Genomic DNA, 20,660 nt, shown 5'->3' on the forward strand with positions numbered 1-20,660 from the left:
CGGGGGATTGAGTATAAAAAAAACAGAAATAGAAATTTATAACTTGAAAATCGTATGAAAAAAGTATTTTATTTTGCTGGCAGCATGATGGCCGGTACGTTAATCGCCTGCAGCGGTGGCAACCAGAAAAAGGCTGCAGAAGGACAGGCTGCTGAACAAGCAGGTAATGAAGTGGCAGTTTCTTATTCCTCTTCCTTGAAAGCCCCCGAAAGCGACACGTTGAATCTTCCGGTGGATGCGGATGGGTATATCACCATTTTCGACGGGAAGACTTTTAATGGATGGAGGGGTTACGGCAAGGACCGTGTCCCGGGAAAATGGACCATTGAGGACGGTTGCATCAAGTTCAACGGCACCGGAGGGGGTGAAGCCCAGGATGCCGACGGCGGCGACCTTATCTTCGCCCACAAGTTCAAGAATTTCGAGCTGGAACTTGAATGGAAGATTTCCAAGGGGGGGAACTCGGGCATTCTTTACCTGGCCCAGGAGGTGACCAGCACCGACAAGGACGGCAAGGAAATCGTGGAGCCTATCTACATTTCCGCACCGGAGTACCAGGTATTGGACAATGCCAACCATCCTGATGCCAAGCTGGGCAAGGACAACAACCGACAGTCGGCTTCGCTGTATGACATGATACCGGCCGTGCCGCAGAATGCCAAGCCTTTCGGCGAATGGAACAAGGCAAAAATCATGGTATATAAGGGTACGGTCGTACACGGGCAAAACGGGGAGAACGTGCTCGAATATCACCTGTGGACTCCGCAATGGACGGAAATGCTCCAGAAGAGCAAATTCAGCGAAGAGAAATGGCCGCTGGCTTTCAGCCTGCTCAACAACTGCGGGGGAGACAACCACGAAGGGTTCATCGGATTGCAGGACCATGGGGATGACGTATGGTACCGGAACATCCGCGTGAAGGTGTTAGATTGAACATATTTCCAAGACTGACTTTTTTTTTAACCGGGGAGCCTGTTTGCCCTGTAAACAGGCTCTTCAAAAAAATCTACGACATGAAATTCAAAACTTTGTTATTTATGACTGCCATGACGGTCGTGGGGTGTACGGGAAAGCCTGTTTCAGAAGCCGGAGAGGCTCCGGCCGCAAAGAAGGACATCAACATTCAGTTGTACTCGGTCAGGGACAAGATTCTCCCGGACTTCAGTAATCTGGACAGCCTCCTCTTCCAACTGGCAGAGATGGGCTATACCGGAGTGGAAGCAGCCGGCTATAACGACGGCAAGTTCTACGGCCGTACCCCGGAGGAATTCAAGGAAGCCGTGGAGAAGGCCGGAATGACGGTCCTCTCTTCCCATACCGGACGGGGACTCAGCGCTGAAGAGCTGGCCTCGGGCAACTTCCAGGAAGCGCTCAAGTGGTGGGACCGGTGCATCGCCGACCACAAGGCCGCGGGGATGAGCTACATCGTCACTCCGTGGATGGACGTGCCCGGGAGCCTGAAGGATTTAGAGACCTACTGCCGGTATTATAACGAAATCGGGAAACGCTGCCGGGAAAACGGGCTCCTGTACGGTTACCACAACCACGCCCACGAGTTCCAGAAAGTGGAGGGCGAGACCATGTATGACTATATGCTCAGCCATACCGATCCCGAGAACGTCTTCTTCCAGATGGACGTGTACTGGGTGGTACGGGGACAGAACAGCCCGGTGGATTATTTCAACAAGTATCCCGGACGGTTCAAGATCCTTCACATCAAGGATGAGAGAGAAATCGGACAGAGCGGAATGGTGGGTTTCGATGCCATATTCCGAAATGTGCAGAAGGCCGGAACCCAGGACATAGTCGCCGAGATTGAAAGATACAGCGGTGAGGTATTGCAAAGTGTCAGACAAAGCTTCGACTATCTGAATCAGGCCGAGTTCGTCCCTTACAATTTTTAAAGATACCTTTATATACATATTCCCTTTTTCAAAATATGATTAAGGGGATATGTTATAGAAATGAACAAATAAAGAAAAAAGTCTGATAAAGCTCAGAACCTGTCTAAATTTAGTTCAAGTTGGGTTTTGGAGTATCTTTCGAGGATAATTTTTCTGTTTTTATGAGGAGGGTAGCAGATTATCTGATAAGTGAAAATGGGAAAAAAGACTGAAAGAAAACGCTAAAATGACCGGATAATATTTTTCTATTGGAAAATTTAAATTAGCTCTTAGAGCCGATTCGAATTTTGCAGGGCTTATTTATCAAACTATAAAAAAATATTTTTAAATTTCCTGTAATGAACAAATCTATTGCAATATGGCTATTGTTCGGACTTATAGGGCTGAGTGCATGTACGAATACATCCAGCAGAATATTGTTTGACGGTACTAGCGATGATGATTGGTATACCTCAGGCAATGTCTCTGTAGAAGACAGTATATTGGTAATTTCCGGTCTCGATTCCTATGCCGTGCTAAAAAATAGCAAATACAAAGATTTTGATTTAAATCTGAAAATGCGCACTGTTCAGGGAGGTAAAGGGTTCATTGGTATTCATACCGATGATTCGGGCAAAGGCTATCGGATTGCCGTTAATAATGATATAAAAGACCCGGTATGGTGGAAGATGACAGGTAGTTTGTTGTCGGTACGTAATCTGACCAAAAGCTTGGTAAAAGATGGACAATGGTTCGATTTGAATATTCGGGTCGAAGGTCAAGCCGTTTCTGTAAAAGTGAATGGAACAGTAGTTGTAGAATATATTGAGCCTGCCCAGCCATGGCGTATATCTCCTAACGAAAACGCCGTATTGTCAGAAGGTACATTTTCTCTGGTAAGTGAAGGTAAAGGGAATATCGAGTTCAAGGAAATTTCGATAGAGACATTGGACCGTAAAGACATTAATATCCCGGCACAAATAGCTGTTGCTAAAAATGAGCAAGACGACGATATTTTGAGACTCCACCAAGAAGATTTTCCGGTTTTGGATTACCATGTCCATCTAAAAGGAGGCTTTACTAAAGAAGCTGCGGCAAGGCAATCGAGGCGGACAGGCATCAATTATGCCATAGCTCCTAATTGTGGTATAGGATTTACCGTTACTGATGATAAAGGCATATATGCTTTTCTCGACTCTATGCGCACACAGCCGTTTATACTGGCGATGCAGGGCGAAGGACGCGAATGGGTAACTACCTTTTCAGAAAAAGCCAGAAATGAGTTTGACTTCATTTTTACAGATGCTCTGACCTTCACCGATATGAAAGGTAGGAGAGTACGCCTTTGGATAAATGATGAAGTTATCATTGACGATGAGCAGAAGTATATGGATATGATTGTCGACAAGACATGTCAGGTAATGAAAGAGCCCGCTAATATTTTTGTAAATCCTTTTTTCCTACCCGAACAGATGAGCGACAGGTATGACATGTTCTGGACAGATGAACGCGTAGAAAAAGTTATCGATGCGATAATAGAAAACGGAAAGGTACTTGAAATAAACGAATTGTATCATATTCCCAGCAAGGCTATTATTGCAAAGGCTAAGAAGGCTGGAGTGAAATTCAGCTTTGGATCCAACAATATAAGTCCGGAAGTCGGACGTTTGGAATATTCTATTCAGATGAAAAAAGAATGTGGCTTGACATCGCAAGATATGTATAAGCCGCCGGTTAAATTATAATAAAGAGGTAATAAAGATTGTTTTTAGGTAAAAACGCCCTGTCTCATTCAAATAGGGCGTTTTTTTGCTTATTATCAAGGGGCTGTCCAACTTTGGGGGCATCTCAAAAGTCGGATAGCCCCTTGCTGTTATAAAAGTAAGGAACTGGCTCTTCGGACAGCCCCTAAGAAAAAATTTCTTATCCATGTGACTAAACACAAAATTCTGTCCACAAAATTATTTATAAATTAATTACACTGTTTTTAGCACCTCCGTTCATAAAACTTTTAAGGTTGTCGACAGCAATGTCCATCAAACGTTTACGTGCTTCAAATGTAGCCCATGCAATATGTGGAGTGATAAAACAATTTCGAGCAGTTAATAGTGGATTGTCAGCTTTAGGAGGCTCGCTGGAAAGGACATCGACTCCGGCTGCAAATATCTTTTTGCTGTTCAATGCTTGTGCGAGGTCAGTTTCATTGACTAATGGTCCACGACTGGTATTGATAAGAATAGCTGTCGGTTTCATCATGTCGAGCACTTCTTTGTTTACAAAATTTCGAGTTTCAGGAGTCAACGGACTATGTAACGAAAGCACGTCACTTCGTTTGAACAACTCAGCTTTTGATACCGGTACAATATTTTCGGGCAATTGGCTTTGTTCCTTTGACGTAAAAGCGATAACTTTCATACCAAAAGCCAATGCAGCATTAGCTACAGCCATTCCGATATGACCCAGCCCGACAATACCCATCGTTTTCCCGCTCAATTCGAAGAGGGGAGTATCCCAGAAAGTAAAATCAGGACAATTGGTCCACTTTCCGTTTTTCACCTCATTCGTATAGTGGGCTATCCGGTTCGAAATATTCAGTAAGTGGGCAAATACCATTTGGACAACTGAGTCTGTACTATATGCTGGTATATTGGTTACAGTTATACCCATATCTTTAGCTGCACCGATGTCGATGATATTATACCCTGTTGCCAGAACCCCGATATATTTCAAGTGCGGTAAAGACTCCATTATCTCTCTTTTGATACCTACTTTATTTGTCAAGATAGCATCAGCATCTTTAACACGTTCGATAATCAATTCTTTCGGAGTGCGTTCATATACCATACATTCGCCGAGTTCTTCCAACCCTTTCCAGGAAAGGTCTCCTGGATTCAATGAATATCCGTCTAAAACAACAATTTTCATGTACCTTTTATTTTTATATGATTCAAAACGACAATTTAAGAAACTGTAAAGAAAAAATAATCCCGGCAATTCCAACAGTTCGCAAATATATACAAAATACAATTCAGAATGTTTATCGGCCTCAAATAAGTTATCTTCCTTTTTATGAAATTCATCGACCTTTTGGCACGTAGGATGATATAGGATAATAAAAAATTTTTAACTTTGCATATACGTTAATCTAAAAAAACGAAAACAGAATGAAAAAATGGGTATATGCAATATCTGTTGTTGCAATTATAATTTCTTGTACAGGCAAAAATAATAAGGCCAAAGAGCAATATGAAAAAGCAGAATTGCTTTTTGAACAAGGTGAATATAATAGAGCAAAAGAAGTAATTGACAGTATTGAAATTCTGTATCCCAATTCATTTGATGAGATAAAGCGAGGTATGCAATTGATGCGTAAGATAAATTTGAAAGAATACGAACGTAACCTGGCTTATGCAGATAGTATGTTGCAAGTAAGAAAGGCCGACGTAGAACGTTTGAAGAAAGAATTTTACTTAGAAAAGGATGCCAAATATCAAGAAGAAGGGAATTATATATACAAGACCGAAAAGAATGCCGGTGTTATAAAACGAAGCTATGTACGAGCACAAGTAAGCGAACAAGGTCAAATGATGATTTCGAGCGTTTATTTTGGCCCGTCAGGTTTGAAGCACCAATCCATGCGTGTAGAAGCTCCTGATGGAACTTATGCTTTGACTGCTGTCATACCATACGATGGAGCACGTAATTTTAGTTTTACCAACGATGGCAATACGACTGAAGTCGTTACCTATAAAGGCCCTCAAATGATGTCGGTGGCCAATTTCATTTATAATACTCCTGGTAAAATAAAAGTCAGTTACGAAGGCAAAAGACCATATTCGTTCTATCTCGACGAACGCTCCCGTAAAATGCTTAATACTTCATACGAATTAGCTTCGGCTATGCGTGCGGTAAAGGATTTTACACGTGAACAAGCCATTGCTTCCAAGACTGTAGAAGTGTTGCGTCGTCAGATTGCAGAAAAAGAAGCAGAATTGAAGAAATAATAACTTCTTAGAGTCCTTTGTCTAAATTTTACTCGAAGTCAAGTTTGAGAGCTTCTTTTGGGATGTCTTTTTGTTTTTATAAGGAAGATAACAGACTATCTGACGAATGAAAACGAAAAAAAACCGAGAGAGAAAACCAAAAAAGACCTGATGATATTTTCCTATTGGAAAAATTAGATGAGTTTATATTTCCCCGGGAAACGAGATTCCGAAAGAAAATAAATAAGATGGCTATTCTGCCCGAGAGATTTAGACAAAACCTTTATTCTTTATACTTTATCCACTTGACAATTTCCTTATAGCCGATTTTTTTTCCGTACATCAGAATGCCTACACGATAGATGCGACTCGAAATCCAGATTGCACCGATAAATGAGGCGAATAAAATGACGAGCGACAATACGATTTGCCAGGCAGGTACTCCGAACGGAATGCGTACCATCATTACAATAGGGGAGGTGAATGGAAATAATGAACTCCACAAGGCAATACCGCTGTCAGGAGACTGTGCACTGTATATCCCGAGATATAGCGCAACAATGATGATGACGGTTACAGGTACCATAAATTGTTGAGTATCAGCTTCACTATCGACAGCCGAGCCGATAGCTGCAAATAGAGAAGAATACAGCATATAACCGCCAATAAAAAACAAGATAAAGCAGATAAACAATTCGGGAAAATGAATACCATTTATCAGATGCTCGATATTGTCGAAAGCTCCGGCAGGAAGCGTTGTTGCTGATAAACCCTGCATTGAGCTTAGGGTATTTGCCGCTTCTGTACTTACTTTACCGACACCAAACAATATTCCCATAGGAAAAATAATACCAGCGATAAATATAACCCAGATGAGAAATTGCGTAAGTCCTACTAGACCGATAGCCGTTATCTTCCCAAACATCAGGTCAAAAGGTTTTACGGACGATACCATAACTTCAACAATGCGGCTGGTCTTTTCCTGCATTACGGCCTGCATTACTTGCACACCATACAATAACAGGAACATATAAATGGCTATAGTCGAAATAATACCGATAATTGTAGCAAGTTCTGTAGAAGTTTCAGCCTCCGTTCCGTCTTCTTCAAGACGTATAGTAGCTATATTTATATTTGTTTTCGAATCGGCAATGAGCTTTTTTATGTCAGGAATATTATATGACGCTATTTTTTCCTCCGTCAAATATGTATTTATAAGTTGTTCTACAGTACTTTTAAAATCAGCATTAACTTGTTTTTCAGAATAAATGACAATCCCCTTCGGGTTATTTAATAAATTGTCAGATATGACAATGTAAGCATACGTTTCTTCACTGTCTCCGTCTGTATCATATCGGGGAGTTATATGTCGAGTAGTATAGTGGAAAGAGTAATTGCCGGTGTCGGTAAATACACTTTCGTACAGTCCGGTTTGGTCCGCAATTACGATATTCCGATGTTCATTGTCCCCGGCTTCAGCCAGCCATGTCGGTACCAGCATGACAGCAATAAATAGGAGAGGTGTAAGCAAAGTCATAAGGATAAACGATTTTCTCTTTACCCTTGACAGATATTCTTGTTGTATGATGAGTGATATCTTATTCATATAGATTTGCATTTACGGTATCGATAAATATCTCATTCATAGTCGGTAGTATCTCTTCAAAGACTGATAGCTGGCACAATCGTGCCAAATGCAAGATAAGCTCCGAAGGAGCAAGATTTCCGTTTTTCATGACAATACTCTCAACATAATCCCCATTTTGTCGTTTATCGATGATTTTATATTCATGACTCAAAGATTCGGGGAGAGGTGCAGTAGTACGTATACGGAAAAGGTTTTTCTTATGTCTCTCTCTGATATCATTTACATGACCCGATAATACAACTTTAGAACGATTTATTAACGTGATTTCATCACAAAGTTCCTCCACCGAATTCATATTATGAGTAGAAAATATAACGGTAGCCCCTTTTTCCTTCAATTCTAATATTTCCTGTTTCAATAAGTTGGCATTCACAGGGTCAAAGCCACTGAAAGGTTCATCAAAAATCAATAATTCCGGTTTATGTATGACTGTAGTGATAAATTGTATTTTTTGCTGCATACCTTTAGAAAGCTCTTCGACTCTCTTTTTTTCCCAGTTTCCGATACCGAATTTTTCGAGCCAATAATGCATCTCATGTTGAGCGTCGTTTTTGCTCATACCTTTCAACCGGGCTAAGTAAACAATCTGCTCACCCACTTTCATTTTTTTATACAGTCCACGCTCTTCCGGCAAGTAACCGATGCGTGATACATCTTCTTTGCACAGACGCCGTTCCCTAATATTGACGGTTCCGCTATCCGGAGCTGTTATCTGGTTGATAATACGTATAAGAGTTGTCTTGCCCGCACCATTAGGCCCCAGTAGCCCATAGATACAATTTTCCGGAACCTGTACAGTTACACCGTCCAAAGCACGGTGATTTTCATATTGCTTTATAATGTCGAGAGCTTCCAGATAATACATAAATGATATTATTTTTTACAGAGGGCTGATGATACGTTCACCCAATTGTTTTGCTAAAGCAGCTTTCACTCCGTTCAAAACTGTTATTTCACTCATTAGTTCGGTGATACGAACAGTATCTTTCTCTTTTCCGGCTTTCTTTATCTCATCTCTCAGTTTTTTGATATTCATACATACGATGGCATTTTTCAGTTCAAACAAAGCTCTGGGAACAAGCTCGGCAAGTCGCTCTTCCTCGGTCTCTACCTTTTGAAATTTTGTATGTATTTTACTGAGCTGATATTTTTCACTTACCATATCTACAGCAGTTTTACTTATTTCCGGATCAGGATGCGACAAGAAATACCGTTCCAGATGTTCTCCTTCACTCTCATACTTATCGACAGCTTCACGAGCCATTTGCGAATATAACGGGTGTTGAAACTCTATCTCGTCCTGTTGCAGGTCAGCCATGATATAAGGCAATACAGCCCAGTCGAAAGTTTGGCCCGTTTCCTCATCCGGACAACTGAAAATTACCCGATGTCCGTAACGTATCATATATCTTACCAGAGACCGCTCAAAAGTATCCAGTGGAGATGCTGCTCTTCTTTTTGGAAGGTCGGGGGCGTTTTCAGAAGAAACATCCTGTTCTATATTATCTTCCGACTTTTTGGCAACTTCAGCCTCCACTGCAGTATTGTCTTTAGACGGCGTATTCTCTTTGGTTATTTGGTCGAATTTCTTCTTATTGACTTCCCGCAAGAGAATCTCTTCGTTCACATCAAGCAAACGGCTACACTCTTTGGTATATACCGAACGGACAATGGCATCGGGAATAATTGAGATACTCTGTACAATATCTGTAATCAAGGCAGCCCGTTTTATCGGGTCCTCTCCGGCACTCTCCAGTAGAAGATTGGTTTTGAAACGAATAAAGTCCACTTCATGGCTTTTGATATATTCTGTGAAGGATGCAGCACTCTGTTTCCTGGAAAACGAGTCCGGGTCATCGCCGTCAGGCAACAACACGACCTTGATGTTCATTCCCTCTTTCAAAATCAAATCTATACCTCGCAAAGAAGCCTTTATCCCTGCAGCATCACCGTCGTATAATACGATAATATTATTGGTAAACCGATGTATCAGCCGTATTTGGCCTGGAGTAAGTGAAGTTCCGGATGAAGCCACGACATTTTCGATACCGGACTGGTGCATCGACAATACATCAGTATATCCCTCCACCAGAAAACAACAATCGTTTTTCACAATAGATTGTTTCGCATGATATATACCGTACAATTCATTGCTTTTATGGTAAACCTCCGATTCAGGAGAGTTTACATACTTGGCCATTTTATCGTCCTTTTTCAAAATACGACCGCCAAAAGCAAGTACTTTACCCGACAAGCTGAAGACAGGAAAAATCACACGTCCGCGAAAACGGTCGCTGACATAGCCGTTTTGTCCCTCAAGACATAGTCCGGTTTTCAATAAATAATCTTTTTTATAACCTCTCTTTTCCGCCTCTTTAAAGAGGGCGTCTCGCTGTTCGAGAGAATAACCGAGCGAAAATTTTTTGATAATATCATCCCTAAACCCTCTCTCGTGAAAATAAGCAAGTCCTACCGAGCGGCCTTCTGCATGTTCAAATAGAATATTGGTAAAGTATTCTTGTGCAAAGCTATTGACGATGAGCATACTTTCCCGGTCACTTTGCATCTGCTTTTCTTCATCGGTAAGCTCCCGTTCTTTAATCTCGATATTATACTTTTTCGCCAGATATTTCAATGCCTCATAATACGAAAGCTGTTCATGCTCCATAATAAAATGAACAGCACTTCCTCCCTTGCCGCAACTGAAACATTTACATATACCTTTCGATGGGGATACGCTGAACGATGGCGTCTTTTCATCATGAAATGGACACAGTCCTATATAATTTACCCCCCTCTTTCGTAGTGTAACGAAATCAGAGACTACATCCAAAATATTAGCAGCATCAATAATCCTATCAACGGTTGCTTGGTCTATCATTTTCTTTACTTCCTTTCGGCAACGAAGATAATTAATTAATTGCAAAGGGGGAGGCTACAAGTATATTTAAATTTTCCAAAAATAGAGTGAAGCCCATATCTTCTTATCATATTATACAACAATCCTCCTGCTTTATTTTCAAATAACAAGAACAGGAGGATTTTCTGAAAAAAGAGTTTAGAGCCGTAAGACCTTTTATTTTCAAATTTTATTTCAAAAAATTTTCTTTTTAATATACGAGTACTTTATTGTTATTGACGATATAAATTCCCTTCGGCACTGAAACTACTTGTTTACCTGCTGTAACAGTCATACTCTTTACTATTTGTCCGTAGATATTTAATATTTGTACCTCCGAATTCTCTTGAGCTTCTACAAATATTTGATTTTTCCCTCCATAGACTTTTATATTTTGGTCTTGAGATACAGTGGCAGTAGTCAGCCCTGTGGGTAATTCCATTCCAGGAATTTCATAAGAAGAAATGATAGCGACCCAGGAGCCGGCGTCTTTTCTACCATCCAAAGTAAATGATTCATCAACAAAACTGGTAGAAGATGTTGCGCTACTACGAGTAAATGCCAGCAATTGCTTTCCATCGAATAAGCATCCCCATGCAGAAGCAGAACCACCTTTAACCAAGTTGTATTCATTATCTATTGTCCAAGTTTTACTATCGTACGTTAAAAGATAAACATTACCTAAAGCATAGCCGTATGTGTAGACTTTCCCATTCTCATCCTCATATGCGCCATAATATCCTCCGATTGTTTTATCACCGATGGCACCGCCTTGCCATGTCCCGTCAGTTGCGCTGCATTTGATTAGGAATCCCGATTGTAAAGTACTCGAACCCGAAATCAGAGCCTCTGATTTATCGGCTCCGAATCCACCTACGACATGTCCCATCAAATATAAACTTCCGTTCTGGATATCCATTTTCTTATTCTGGGTAGTATGCTTGCCGTTACTGGCTGCAAAAGCTGGAAAATGTTTTACCCATGCGACAGACATATCGGTATTTACAGCACCTGCAATAATATCGTCAAAAGTAGTCGGTTGTATTGTAGTATCACCCAATTTTATTTCAGAAGTTTCCGTAGCGCTACCTTTTACCATACCTAAAAAATATATCTTACCATCTGCATATGCTATATCATTGATACTCTCTCTGGCAGCAGACCCTGTAGTGGTCACATGTCCCAGATAATTGCCTTCTTTATCCAGTTTCACTAAAAACAAGTCCCCTACAGTCCCTTGAGGATCACCATTCCATCCTTCGGTATTGTGAGGAGTCAATATGACCTTGTCTCCGCCCTCTTTAGTAAAAGTCATTTCTTTTCGGTAGTTCCCGGCGATATATAAATTCCCCTCATTATCCTCCGTTGCACCATAGAAGTAGAAACCTTGTGGAGTATATTCTTTGTAATAAGTTGCATTCGGTTCTCCGGAATAATCGACATGAATCAGTTGAGTCCATTCAACAGCTCCATCAGTACTGATTTTGGCCAGTATTCCCTGGTATACCCAATGACCCGGATATTCCCAGATGACATCCGTCGTTTCACCCTTAGCATCGACCAACGATACCAGCTTGCCGTTTCCAGCGGCATCATAATTGGTATGGTAGAATTTCAGTGCAAGAAACGCACCTCCGTCAGCAGTAGGAGTATAAGCACAATCAGAAAGCGAAGCACCGCCCCAGCAGCTGTTTATCGACCAGATAAGATCTCCATTTTTTTCTAATTTCTGGAATACGATATTTAAATTTCCTGATGAGCTGCTTCCATTATAAGGAGCTCCGGTTCCCAATATCTCTCCTTCATAAGAGATAGTATTGGATTCTCCTGAAGAACCGAAATTCGAAAATGCGAATATCTTTCCATCCGCACTTTTGGTAAGAGAGTGGGCATTAGTACCCATTGGAGCAATTAAAGGTTTTGCCCACTGAAAATTAACGTCTCCGGCATAAGCGGATACCCCGCATACCATCGAAAAAACAAGCAGTAAAATCTTTTTCATTGTCAGTCAATTTTTTAATATATTTATAATATATTTTATCGTGGGCAAAAGTATATTTTGGATAAAAATTGTAAAATCCCTTGATTTAGGTATTTTGAAAAGAACGAATCGGTATTTGTAGGTATTGTTAAAAAAGTGATGTCATAAAAACAGTCGGACATAATTTTTATGCCCGACTTAAAAAATAAAATGAGTATTGAGAGATACGGCATACATCCTGTCGGTGTATGTACAAATAAATATTGAGCTACGAGTCAGAACACCTGTTCCGAACAAAAATGAAGACGAACGATTTTTTATTTTAATCTTTTCACGATTCTTTTTCCCAAATTATCATGTAAATTACTTTTTATATGCAAAATTTCTGAAGCGTTCCAGCCCTTCTATCAATACTGCACGAGGGCAGGCTATATTCCAGCGCATGAAACCTTCTCCCTCAGCACCATACATCCTACCGGCATTAAGCCATAGTCTTGCCTCATTAACCAATCGATGCTCGAGTTGCTCTGACGAGATTCCAAATTTACGACAATCCATCCATACAAGATAAGTTCCTTCCAATATGGTAATTGGAAACCCCGGTAGATACGTTTTACAAAAGTCCCGCATGTACAGATAGTTCTGGTTCAGATAATCCAACAGTTGTTCCAGCCATTCCTCACTATCGTTATAGGCAGCTTGAGTAGCGATTACACCAAACGGATTGACATCGCACACCTCATTGTCATTAATCGCGCGGTCGATTTTAGCTCGGACAACATCATCTGCACAAACAATATTCGCAATTTGCAATCCGGCAATATTAAATGCTTTGCTGGGAGACAAACATGTTATCGAATGGATAAGAAATTCATCTGAAATAGATGCGAATGGAGTATAAACATAATCCGGAAGAGTTAGTTCGCAATGAATTTCATCTGCAACTACCATAACTCCATTACGAATACAGATTTCTCCAATACGTGTCAGTTCCTCACGTGTCCATACTCGCCCGGCAGGATTATACGGATTACAAAGTAACATCACCTTAACTTTCGGGTCAGTAGTTTTTCTCTCTAAATCGTCGAAATCGATGAAAAAAGAATTGTTGGCATAAATCAATGGAGAAGAGACTATCTCGCATCCATTATTGCGGATAGAGGAGAAAAAACAGTTATAGACTGGTGTCTGTACCAGTACTCTATCTCCGGGTTGGGTCAGAGCCTTGATAATGGCCGACAAAGCAGGAACTACCCCTGATGTGTAGATAATCCATTCACGTTCGATGGCCCAACCATGACGACGAACAAACCAATCTGTTACAGCCTTATAATAACTGTCAGGTACTCGGGTATATCCGAAGATACCATGCTCTACCCGCTGGCGCAGAGCATCTACGATAGCAGGAGCCGTACGGAAGTCCATATCAGCCACCCACATGGGTAGCACATCTTCATTTTTTGCACTATCCCATTTATAGGAACAAGTTCCACGACGAGGTACTTGTTCATCAAAGTTGTATTTCATATTCATTCACCTTATTTACTGAAACAAATTTACTCATCTCTGAGACGAATATCACAGTTAGCTGGAGCCTTGATATTCTCATCAATCGTTACCGAACCGATTGCATCGGCAACAATCCGTCCGGACATCGGGTTCTTGATGTTGGTAATAGCACCGCGAATATCTGCTTGCAATGTACTATATTCAAATGCTCGGTCACAATCAGTACCGAAGGTACAGTTTTCCAACACCAGGTCGTGTGCATAACAGAGTGGTTGCTCACCCGTAATATGGCAATTCACCAGATGCAGATTTTTTGAATGCCAGCCGAGATACTCTCCATTCAGTTCAGAGTCGTAAATGGTTACATTCTCCACTTCCCAAAAGGCATCCTTTGTTGTAATTTTGGCATGGTGTATCTCTACATTCTTTACATATTGGAAGACATACTTGCTATCGCTCTCCAAACCATCCACATAAATGTTGTTGCTGAACATAAAAGGGTAGGTGCCTCCGTGCAATTTGAGATTTTTGATACGTATATCGTTGCAACGCCAGAATACTTCATCTGCATCGTTCATTATGACGTTCTCGATATCGATTTCATTCATCTCACGAAACATTTTCGGAGCATCAATCACTGTATCTGTCATTTTCAGGTGGTCACTGTACCATAATGCCGAACGACCACCTACATCGAAATAACAGCGGTCTATCTTGAAACCATGTACATGCCAAAAAGGATAATTACCCTCAAAACGGCAATTGGTAGCTATAATGTTGCTACACTCTTTTATAGCTGATTCACCGGTACGAATAGTCACATTGTCTATATGGAGGTCGTGAGATTCAAACAAAGGACGCTCACCTCCGAATTCGGTATCTTTTATTAATTTCATTTGTAACAATATTTTAGTTGTCAGACTATTTGTTTCAAAAAAAAGACGCTCACTCCATTACTTTTGGAACCAACAGTCACTCTATTTTTATATAGCAAAATTAAATCAAAACCTCATTTCTCATAGTAGACAAATTACAGATAATATAACCTCAATTACTGATATTGTCTCAAGCAGTTATCAATAAAAAAAACTCCAACGTCCCTTTATCAAAACATACAAACCTGTTATACTCTTTTTATCCAACGTTCCCGCTTCAGTCGGATGAGAAAAATCGCGCCTCGGAAACAGAGTTCCACACACATGGCTATCCATACGCCTTTCAGCCCCAACGACGGTGCAAGTATGGCAGCCAAAGACAAACGCACGGCCCAGATACTGAAGAAATTCATCAGACACGGTACAAGTGTATCAGTTGCTCCTACGAAAACGCCATAGGCTACAATCGAAGCGGCAAACATCGGTTCTGCGAACGCTTCGATACGCAATGCCATCACACCCAGTTCACGAATTTCATTGACGGGAGTCATCAACCCGATAATTTGTGGTGCAAAAAGATACATAAATACCCCCATAATACCCATGACAACCATACCCATAAATACGGTCATGTGCGCAAAACTTCGGGTCAACTCACGGCGTTTTGCCCCCAAACTCTGGCCGACCAATGTAGTGGCAGCATCGGCAATACCATAGCCGGGCATATAACAAAGACTCTCTGCGGTGATGGCAAACGAATTGGCCGCGATGGCAAAGATACCTAATGGCGCTACGATAACTGTTGTCATAATTTGAGCCCCACAAATGACAATGTGCTCTATACCCATCGGTAGACCGATATGTAAAGCCTTTTTCAAAGTATTCAAGACCGGGCGGAAACTTCCACGTTCTCCGGTCAGACGCAATTCAGCAGAACGAGTCCAAAGGTATCTCAACAATATGGTAGCGACAACAACTTCGGCAGCAGCTGTTCCCAAAGCGGCACCTTTGACTCCCAGCCCTGCTCCCGGCATCGTAAAAAAGAAACCCGCTATGTTCCACTCACGCGAAGGAAATATCAAAAAGAAGTTGAATATGACATCAAGCACGCACATTACTACACCTAACAGGCTCGGCATATGCATATTACCGCTACATCGGAGCATGCCCCCTGCAAGGAAATTCATCTGTAAGGCAGGGAGAAAAAGGGAAAAGATAAGAAAATAAAGCGACGCGTCGTAACGGATGGAAGCATCGCCTCCCAGCCATTCAGGCAAAACACTACTAATTGTTGCCCCTATTGATGCTAATAACAGACTGAAACAAAGCGTTGCCGTGACTGATTGACGTAATATGGCCCTTGCCCCTTGCATGTCACCGGCACCGATACGGTGTGCCACTTGTACAGAAAAACCTGTAGCAGCAGCTACACACAACCCCCAAAAGAGCCATGTGGTCGTCGAAACTAAACCGATAGCGGCTGATTCCTCGGCACCAAGACTGCCCACCATTGCCGCATCGATATATTGCATGACAATGGAAGAAAGTTGTGCTATAATAGCCGGTACACTCAATTGCACTGTCAGACGTAACTGTTGGGACAGAGTCATCGGTTTACCGTCTCGAATCATGGCGAGGAGAGCATCACTATGCATTTTCATATGCTCTTTCTCTTTAGGAGATTGAATACTCTTCCGTAAGTCAGCATACGCCATATCCATTCCAGTGGACCAAATTGGCAATAATGTAACCAGACGTTACTGAATAGGGCTTGGACTATCCATACTCCTATAGCAATCAAGATTACATAGACAAGTCCTGTTTCGGCACCAAAGCCCCATCCGATACCATAGAAAAGCAATATTCCGAACAATGATTGCCCGATATAATTGGTAAGAGCCATACGTCCTGGCATGGCAAAGAAACGGAATATGCCCCATCGGGGATAACGTAAAAAACAGAGGCAGATACTTGCCACATAAGCAAAACTGAGCGGAAATACACTGGTAAAGTATAGTACGGAGTATGCTCCGAGGCTCTGCGGATAATTATTCATAATACTCCATGCGTAGAAAAGAGACAATGGCAATCCGAAACCGAATCCATAACGGGCAATCTGCCGCAACACGGGTCGGCGGCTCTCCAAATCGGCATAGAGGCGATTACGGCCGATATAGAACCCCAAGATAAACAGTCCCAATACTTTAAAGTAGCGATTGCCGTCGATAAATTCCTGAACTCGAACCAGTGCTCCCTGAACAAGAAATTTAAAAGTTCCACTATAATGTTTTGCATCGCGTAACCAATAAGCAAAGTTTTCATCCGTAATGCCATATTTGTCACAATAGGTTTGCTGAAGTTCTACAACAGAGGCTGACGGATAAATACCGGAAAGTTCTACGATAAAATCTACCGCTATGGGAACAGCTAACAATCCGAAAGCCGATACCAGTAACATCCGGTTAGAGACATCACGGAAAAGCGGTAACAACATCCCCAACAATGCATAAAGCATCAGAATATCACCACTCCAAAGAAACATCAAGTGCAAAAAACCGACCAATAACAATATCGCCATCCGTCGATAAAAGATACGGAACCCGTTGGTTCCACGCTCCACGGCATTGGCGATAATAATCGAAAATCCTATACCGAACAACAACGAAAAAATGGTGTAGAATTTCCCGTCGACAAAGGTATATTGGAAATAACGCACAATCCGGTCGATATTTGCGGTCGACATGGATTCTGTTGCCTCCGTTGGAAGGAATGAATAGAGCGAAAACTCCGTAAAATTGGCCAGTGCAATACCCAACAAAGCCACTCCGCGCAACACGTCCAAAATGATGTGCCGCTCAGACGGCTTGACCGGCATAGCCACACGACAAGAAGCAGACTCTGCTTTCATGGGCTACAGCTTTTGGGGAATATGTTTGTTGATGTCAATATGGCGGATACACTTCGCCGGAACACCGCCTACAATAGTGTTTCCCGTCACGTCTTTTGTAACGACAGACCCGGCTGCAATGATGGCGTTATCACCGATTGTCACGCCACGCAGGATAGTACTATTCGAGCCAACCCAAACATTTTTACCCAGTCTAATCGGTGCTGGATACATCGAAGCACGGTCATCTGGTGCAATGCCATGATTGAGCGTAGCAAAAACCACATTATGACCGATAAGACAACCGTCTCCCAGTGTTATCCCCCCATGGTCCTGAAAATGGCAACAAGCATTGATAAAGACATTCTGGCCGATTGTGATATTTTTCCCAAAATCAGTATAAAATGGAGGGAACATCTTGAACGTACCGTCCACCGGTTTATCGAGCAGGCGCGACATCAGGGCGCGAAGTTCCTCCTGAGTATGATAAGCGTTATTTATTTCAAAAGTGATGCGTCGGGCTTCATCACTCATCTTATCCATAAATTGAAAAATCTCCGGAGTATCAAGACTCCCTCCGGAATAAATATGCTTCAGAAAATCACCAAGTGTCATTTATTGCTCCTTTCCTTATGCGCGTTTACCCATCTCAAATGCTTCTTGTAACTTCGGACTGCCTTTAATCTCCCCAGCATGCCATACCCCGCCACAAAAAACTGTACCTTTTACCTCTGGGTTCTCCAGACAATCGAGAAATCCCATAAAATTGGCAACAATACGGTCCATGATTTCCTCGTTCTCTTCAGCCGCCGTGGCGATAAAATAAAACTCCTTATTCTTCATCTCTGTATAAGGACCACAGCAACGGTCAATCAATATCTTCATTTGAGCACTCATAGCATAAAAATAGACCGGCGTCCCCATGACAATTACATCTGCTGCAAGCATCTTGCCAATAATCTCTGCAGCATCGTCCTTTTGTGGACAAGGTTTTTGGTATTGGCTACACACACCACATCCTGTGCAAGGGTAGATAGTCTTATCTCTCAGAAAGATTTTTTCTACTTGATTTTTACCTTCTATGGCTCCGCGCATGAATTCGTTGCAAAGCGTGTCCGAATTACCACCTAAACGAGGACTGGACGATAAAATCAGAATATTTTTTGACATGGTTTTGTATCTTTGATATATATTTCATTTTCGTATACAAATGTAGTGAAGAAGTTTATACTATACAGTAGATAAATTACGGATATTATAACCCTAATTACATATTTTTGAGAAAATAAATGCAATGCAAATAAAAAGAGTATTCTTTATTTCCTGATAATAGAGGCTGAGAGTTATACAAAATCAGTTAAAAAATCAATTCAGACAAAGCAAGTTTAGACCATTAGCTCTTATCAATAACGAGAATATCCATATCGTTGATATGAACGTCAGTCATCGAGTTGCCATCGACTCTTGCCGGAAAAGTACTTTTCGGATTTTTAATAAGCTCCCTGTTCAAGTCTATAGCAATATCGATATAGTCTTGTGCCGGAGAAGGAAAACCTGCCCTTATGCCTTGGTCGGCAAAAGGAACGGATATCGCAGTTTTTGTTTCCACAGGATACAGGGTAATTCGACCTTTTTTCATTGTTTTTTGTTTTATAACAATAGTCGCACCTGAATGTATCTCTGTTTTTAGAATATTTACGTCAGGGAAAATACAACTTTATATAAAATAAGACAAGATGAAAGAGTATACAAAACGCGAGACCCAGACAATTATTGCCTGGGCAAAAGAATGTAAGTTCGAAGGGGCATTTGATTTATCGAAGGCCGAACACATCGAAGATGTACAAATGTTTCTCGACGCAGAAGTATGCCAAATTCAGGCACATGAAGGAAATCCGGTATTTAATTCGTCGATAGATCGCCTGTACAGGCTCAAAAAGGCTTTAGAAGAGGCAGGAAAATAATAATAGTTTCGGATTCCTAATTTACTCCTCTCTATTTTCGAGAGGATAACTTCATATATGTCTGACAAAAATTCGCTCAAATACAATCAGAAAGAGCAGGTTGCGGTTTTTCCTCGTATTTGAGAATTCTTTGATTTTGAAAAAGAAATAGTATTATAAAATCTGAAAAATGGGAATGAAAGTAATTATGACAACCTAAAAGTAATTCTTTTCAAATATGTAATTCGCATCTTTTAAGCGTTCTTTATATTCTTCGTCTTTGTATGGTTTTGGTTCACCATTGCATTCTGGTAATCTCCGATTTACTGACATTATTTTGTCAAAGCGGGCAATTATATATTCCCATTCTGTGTACAGGTAGTTTCCGTGGTCTCTAATTTTATCAGGAGATAAGTCTTTCAGTATATTTTGATATTTCAAATGTATGTGTCCGAAAAGCCACCTATAATAGTAATAATCATATCTGAGGGCATTTGCAGTTATATAATTATAGTTGTAGTTGGAAAGGAGACTGAAAAGACGTGTTATTTGCATAAAGTCTAAGTAATATTTATATGTCTCGGTATTGACTAACTGATCCATTTCCTTTTCTAAATTGAGATAGCCACAGGCCTCACATTTTAGTATACGGGTTAGTTCCTCGTCTATTTGCTTGTTTTGTAATTTTGAAACCAAAATATCACAACTTTTACGGCAGCGAACAATGGAATCACTGTTGAAACGTTCTATTACATTAAGAATTTGTGCGTCATAGTTTTGTCTCGCAAACTTGAAGTTGGTTTTGATTTCTTCCTCATGAGATACATTTGCTCTATTTTGCTGCCATATTGTATAGATTACCGCTATAAATGATGTACTGGAAAGCAGTATCGATGTATATTGAAGCCAAAATTCCGTTACACTGGGTCGAGTACCATACAAGAAACTGACAAGAATAGGAAATAATACAATGGCAAGGATAAGTAAAACTATTGTGGCTATCAATATATATTTTTTCATGTCGCATTTTTTTACAAATATAGAAAATTATA

The 20,660-nt window shown here is 41.0% G+C and carries 17 protein-coding genes and 1 pseudogene; 5 read left to right on the forward strand and 13 right to left on the reverse strand.

What is annotated here, in order from left to right:
- Positions 1-54: 54 nt before the first annotated feature.
- The 3 genes from Cop2CBH44_RS02225 (at position 55) to Cop2CBH44_RS02235 (ending at position 3,628) form a co-directional block, all read left to right on the forward strand.
- Positions 55-933 carry a 3-keto-disaccharide hydrolase gene (locus tag Cop2CBH44_RS02225; RefSeq protein ID WP_200755471.1) on the forward strand — a complete coding sequence of 293 codons (879 nt, stop codon included), beginning with the start codon at positions 55-57 and terminating at the stop codon, positions 931-933.
- A gap of 113 nt (positions 934-1,046) precedes the next feature.
- Positions 1,047-1,904 (forward strand): sugar phosphate isomerase/epimerase family protein, encoded by an 858-nt coding sequence (locus Cop2CBH44_RS02230; protein WP_246469204.1) that lies wholly within the window; start codon positions 1,047-1,049, stop codon positions 1,902-1,904.
- 338 nt (positions 1,905-2,242) lie between these two features.
- On the forward strand, positions 2,243-3,628 hold the full coding sequence (locus Cop2CBH44_RS02235; protein WP_200755473.1) for a DUF1080 domain-containing protein: 1,386 nt from the start codon (positions 2,243-2,245) through the stop codon (positions 3,626-3,628).
- Positions 3,629-3,848: 220 nt separating this feature from the next.
- Here the strand turns inward: Cop2CBH44_RS02235 and Cop2CBH44_RS02240 are convergent, their stop codons facing one another.
- A complete protein-coding gene (locus Cop2CBH44_RS02240; protein ID WP_021929278.1) occupies positions 3,849-4,808 on the reverse strand; it encodes a D-2-hydroxyacid dehydrogenase in 960 nt (319 codons plus the stop codon).
- Between the two features lie 239 nt (positions 4,809-5,047).
- Here Cop2CBH44_RS02240 and Cop2CBH44_RS02245 point away from each other — a divergent pair, with 239 nt between their 5' ends.
- The gene (locus Cop2CBH44_RS02245) at positions 5,048-5,887 is read left to right on the forward strand and encodes an outer membrane protein assembly factor BamD (protein ID WP_200755474.1); all 840 of its coding nucleotides are present in this window, start codon (positions 5,048-5,050) and stop codon (positions 5,885-5,887) included.
- 262 nt (positions 5,888-6,149) lie between these two features.
- Here the strand turns inward: Cop2CBH44_RS02245 and Cop2CBH44_RS02250 are convergent, their stop codons facing one another.
- From Cop2CBH44_RS02250 to Cop2CBH44_RS02300, 11 genes and pseudogenes are all read right to left on the reverse strand, one after another.
- Positions 6,150-7,472, reverse strand: coding sequence for an ABC transporter permease (locus Cop2CBH44_RS02250; protein WP_200755475.1), 1,323 nt, complete (start codon positions 7,470-7,472; stop codon positions 6,150-6,152).
- Entirely contained in the window at positions 7,465-8,379 is a 915-nt protein-coding gene (locus tag Cop2CBH44_RS02255) for an ABC transporter ATP-binding protein (RefSeq protein WP_200755476.1), read from the reverse strand. Before Cop2CBH44_RS02255 ends, Cop2CBH44_RS02250 begins: the two co-directional genes overlap by 8 nt.
- A gap of 15 nt (positions 8,380-8,394) precedes the next feature.
- On the reverse strand, positions 8,395-10,395 hold the full coding sequence (dnaG, locus tag Cop2CBH44_RS02260) for a DNA primase (protein ID WP_200755477.1): 2,001 nt from the start codon (positions 10,393-10,395) through the stop codon (positions 8,395-8,397).
- A gap of 229 nt (positions 10,396-10,624) precedes the next feature.
- A complete protein-coding gene (locus Cop2CBH44_RS02265) occupies positions 10,625-12,415 on the reverse strand; it encodes a DUF6383 domain-containing protein (protein WP_200755478.1) in 1,791 nt (596 codons plus the stop codon).
- 342 nt (positions 12,416-12,757) lie between these two features.
- On the reverse strand, positions 12,758-13,921 hold the full coding sequence (locus Cop2CBH44_RS02270) for a MalY/PatB family protein (RefSeq protein ID WP_200755479.1): 1,164 nt from the start codon (positions 13,919-13,921) through the stop codon (positions 12,758-12,760).
- 29 nt (positions 13,922-13,950) lie between these two features.
- Positions 13,951-14,799, reverse strand: coding sequence for a DUF3737 family protein (locus Cop2CBH44_RS02275; RefSeq protein WP_200755480.1), 849 nt, complete (start codon positions 14,797-14,799; stop codon positions 13,951-13,953).
- A 227-nt stretch (positions 14,800-15,026) separates the two neighbouring features.
- Positions 15,027-16,439: an MATE family efflux transporter gene (locus tag Cop2CBH44_RS02280; RefSeq protein ID WP_200755481.1), complete on the reverse strand. Its 1,413-nt coding sequence runs from the start codon at positions 16,437-16,439 to the stop codon at positions 15,027-15,029.
- Entirely contained in the window at positions 16,436-17,686 is a 1,251-nt protein-coding gene (locus Cop2CBH44_RS02285; RefSeq protein WP_246469167.1) for a DUF418 domain-containing protein, read from the reverse strand. The genes Cop2CBH44_RS02280 and Cop2CBH44_RS02285 overlap by 4 nt, the downstream gene beginning before the upstream one ends.
- Before the next feature lie 3 nt (positions 17,687-17,689).
- Positions 17,690-18,280: a DapH/DapD/GlmU-related protein gene (locus tag Cop2CBH44_RS02290; RefSeq protein ID WP_021929971.1), complete on the reverse strand. Its 591-nt coding sequence runs from the start codon at positions 18,278-18,280 to the stop codon at positions 17,690-17,692.
- Positions 18,281-18,295: 15 nt separating this feature from the next.
- The gene (locus Cop2CBH44_RS02295; protein WP_021929970.1) at positions 18,296-18,835 is read right to left on the reverse strand and encodes a flavodoxin family protein; all 540 of its coding nucleotides are present in this window, start codon (positions 18,833-18,835) and stop codon (positions 18,296-18,298) included.
- Positions 18,836-19,061: 226 nt separating this feature from the next.
- Positions 19,062-19,304 (reverse strand): annotated as a pseudogene (locus Cop2CBH44_RS02300) (S24 family peptidase); the annotation flags it as partial.
- Between the two features lie 97 nt (positions 19,305-19,401).
- Here Cop2CBH44_RS02300 and Cop2CBH44_RS02305 point away from each other — a divergent pair.
- A complete protein-coding gene (locus Cop2CBH44_RS02305; protein ID WP_200755483.1) occupies positions 19,402-19,629 on the forward strand; it encodes a DUF6965 family protein in 228 nt (75 codons plus the stop codon).
- 195 nt (positions 19,630-19,824) lie between these two features.
- On the opposite strand, the gene Cop2CBH44_RS02310 is transcribed toward Cop2CBH44_RS02305, so the two are convergent.
- On the reverse strand, positions 19,825-20,628 hold the full coding sequence (locus Cop2CBH44_RS02310; RefSeq protein ID WP_021929967.1) for a hypothetical protein: 804 nt from the start codon (positions 20,626-20,628) through the stop codon (positions 19,825-19,827).
- Positions 20,629-20,660 lie beyond the last annotated feature (32 nt).

It is taken from the genome of Coprobacter secundus subsp. similis, assembly GCF_015097275.1.
Classification (GTDB): Bacteria; Bacteroidota; Bacteroidia; order Bacteroidales; family Coprobacteraceae; genus Coprobacter; species Coprobacter secundus.

Excerpts from the sequence above, each read along its gene's own strand:
- Cop2CBH44_RS02310 (WP_021929967.1), bottom strand. The coding sequence starts at position 20,628 with ATGAAAAAATATATATTGATAGCCACAATAGTTTTACTTATCCTTGCC.
- Cop2CBH44_RS02245 (WP_200755474.1), top strand. The coding sequence starts at position 5,048 with ATGAAAAAATGGGTATATGCAATATCTGTTGTTGCAATTATAATTTCT.
- Cop2CBH44_RS02240 (WP_021929278.1), bottom strand. The coding sequence starts at position 4,808 with ATGAAAATTGTTGTTTTAGACGGATATTCATTGAATCCAGGAGACCTT.
- Cop2CBH44_RS02235 (WP_200755473.1), top strand. The coding sequence starts at position 2,243 with ATGAACAAATCTATTGCAATATGGCTATTGTTCGGACTTATAGGGCTG.
- Cop2CBH44_RS02275 (WP_200755480.1), bottom strand. The coding sequence starts at position 14,799 with ATGAAATTAATAAAAGATACCGAATTCGGAGGTGAGCGTCCTTTGTTT.
- Cop2CBH44_RS02290 (WP_021929971.1), bottom strand. The coding sequence starts at position 18,280 with ATGACACTTGGTGATTTTCTGAAGCATATTTATTCCGGAGGGAGTCTT.
- Cop2CBH44_RS02255 (WP_200755476.1), bottom strand. The coding sequence starts at position 8,379 with ATGTATTATCTGGAAGCTCTCGACATTATAAAGCAATATGAAAATCAC.
- Cop2CBH44_RS02225 (WP_200755471.1), top strand. The coding sequence starts at position 55 with ATGAAAAAAGTATTTTATTTTGCTGGCAGCATGATGGCCGGTACGTTA.
- Cop2CBH44_RS02265 (WP_200755478.1), bottom strand. The coding sequence starts at position 12,415 with ATGAAAAAGATTTTACTGCTTGTTTTTTCGATGGTATGCGGGGTATCC.
- Cop2CBH44_RS02270 (WP_200755479.1), bottom strand. The coding sequence starts at position 13,921 with ATGAAATACAACTTTGATGAACAAGTACCTCGTCGTGGAACTTGTTCC.
- Cop2CBH44_RS02305 (WP_200755483.1), top strand. The coding sequence starts at position 19,402 with ATGAAAGAGTATACAAAACGCGAGACCCAGACAATTATTGCCTGGGCA.
- Cop2CBH44_RS02295 (WP_021929970.1), bottom strand. The coding sequence starts at position 18,835 with ATGTCAAAAAATATTCTGATTTTATCGTCCAGTCCTCGTTTAGGTGGT.
- Cop2CBH44_RS02285 (WP_246469167.1), bottom strand. The coding sequence starts at position 17,686 with ATGAAAGCAGAGTCTGCTTCTTGTCGTGTGGCTATGCCGGTCAAGCCG.
- Cop2CBH44_RS02230 (WP_246469204.1), top strand. The coding sequence starts at position 1,047 with ATGACGGTCGTGGGGTGTACGGGAAAGCCTGTTTCAGAAGCCGGAGAG.
- dnaG (WP_200755477.1), bottom strand. The coding sequence starts at position 10,395 with ATGATAGACCAAGCAACCGTTGATAGGATTATTGATGCTGCTAATATT.
- Cop2CBH44_RS02250 (WP_200755475.1), bottom strand. The coding sequence starts at position 7,472 with ATGAATAAGATATCACTCATCATACAACAAGAATATCTGTCAAGGGTA.
- Cop2CBH44_RS02280 (WP_200755481.1), bottom strand. The coding sequence starts at position 16,439 with ATGAAAATGCATAGTGATGCTCTCCTCGCCATGATTCGAGACGGTAAA.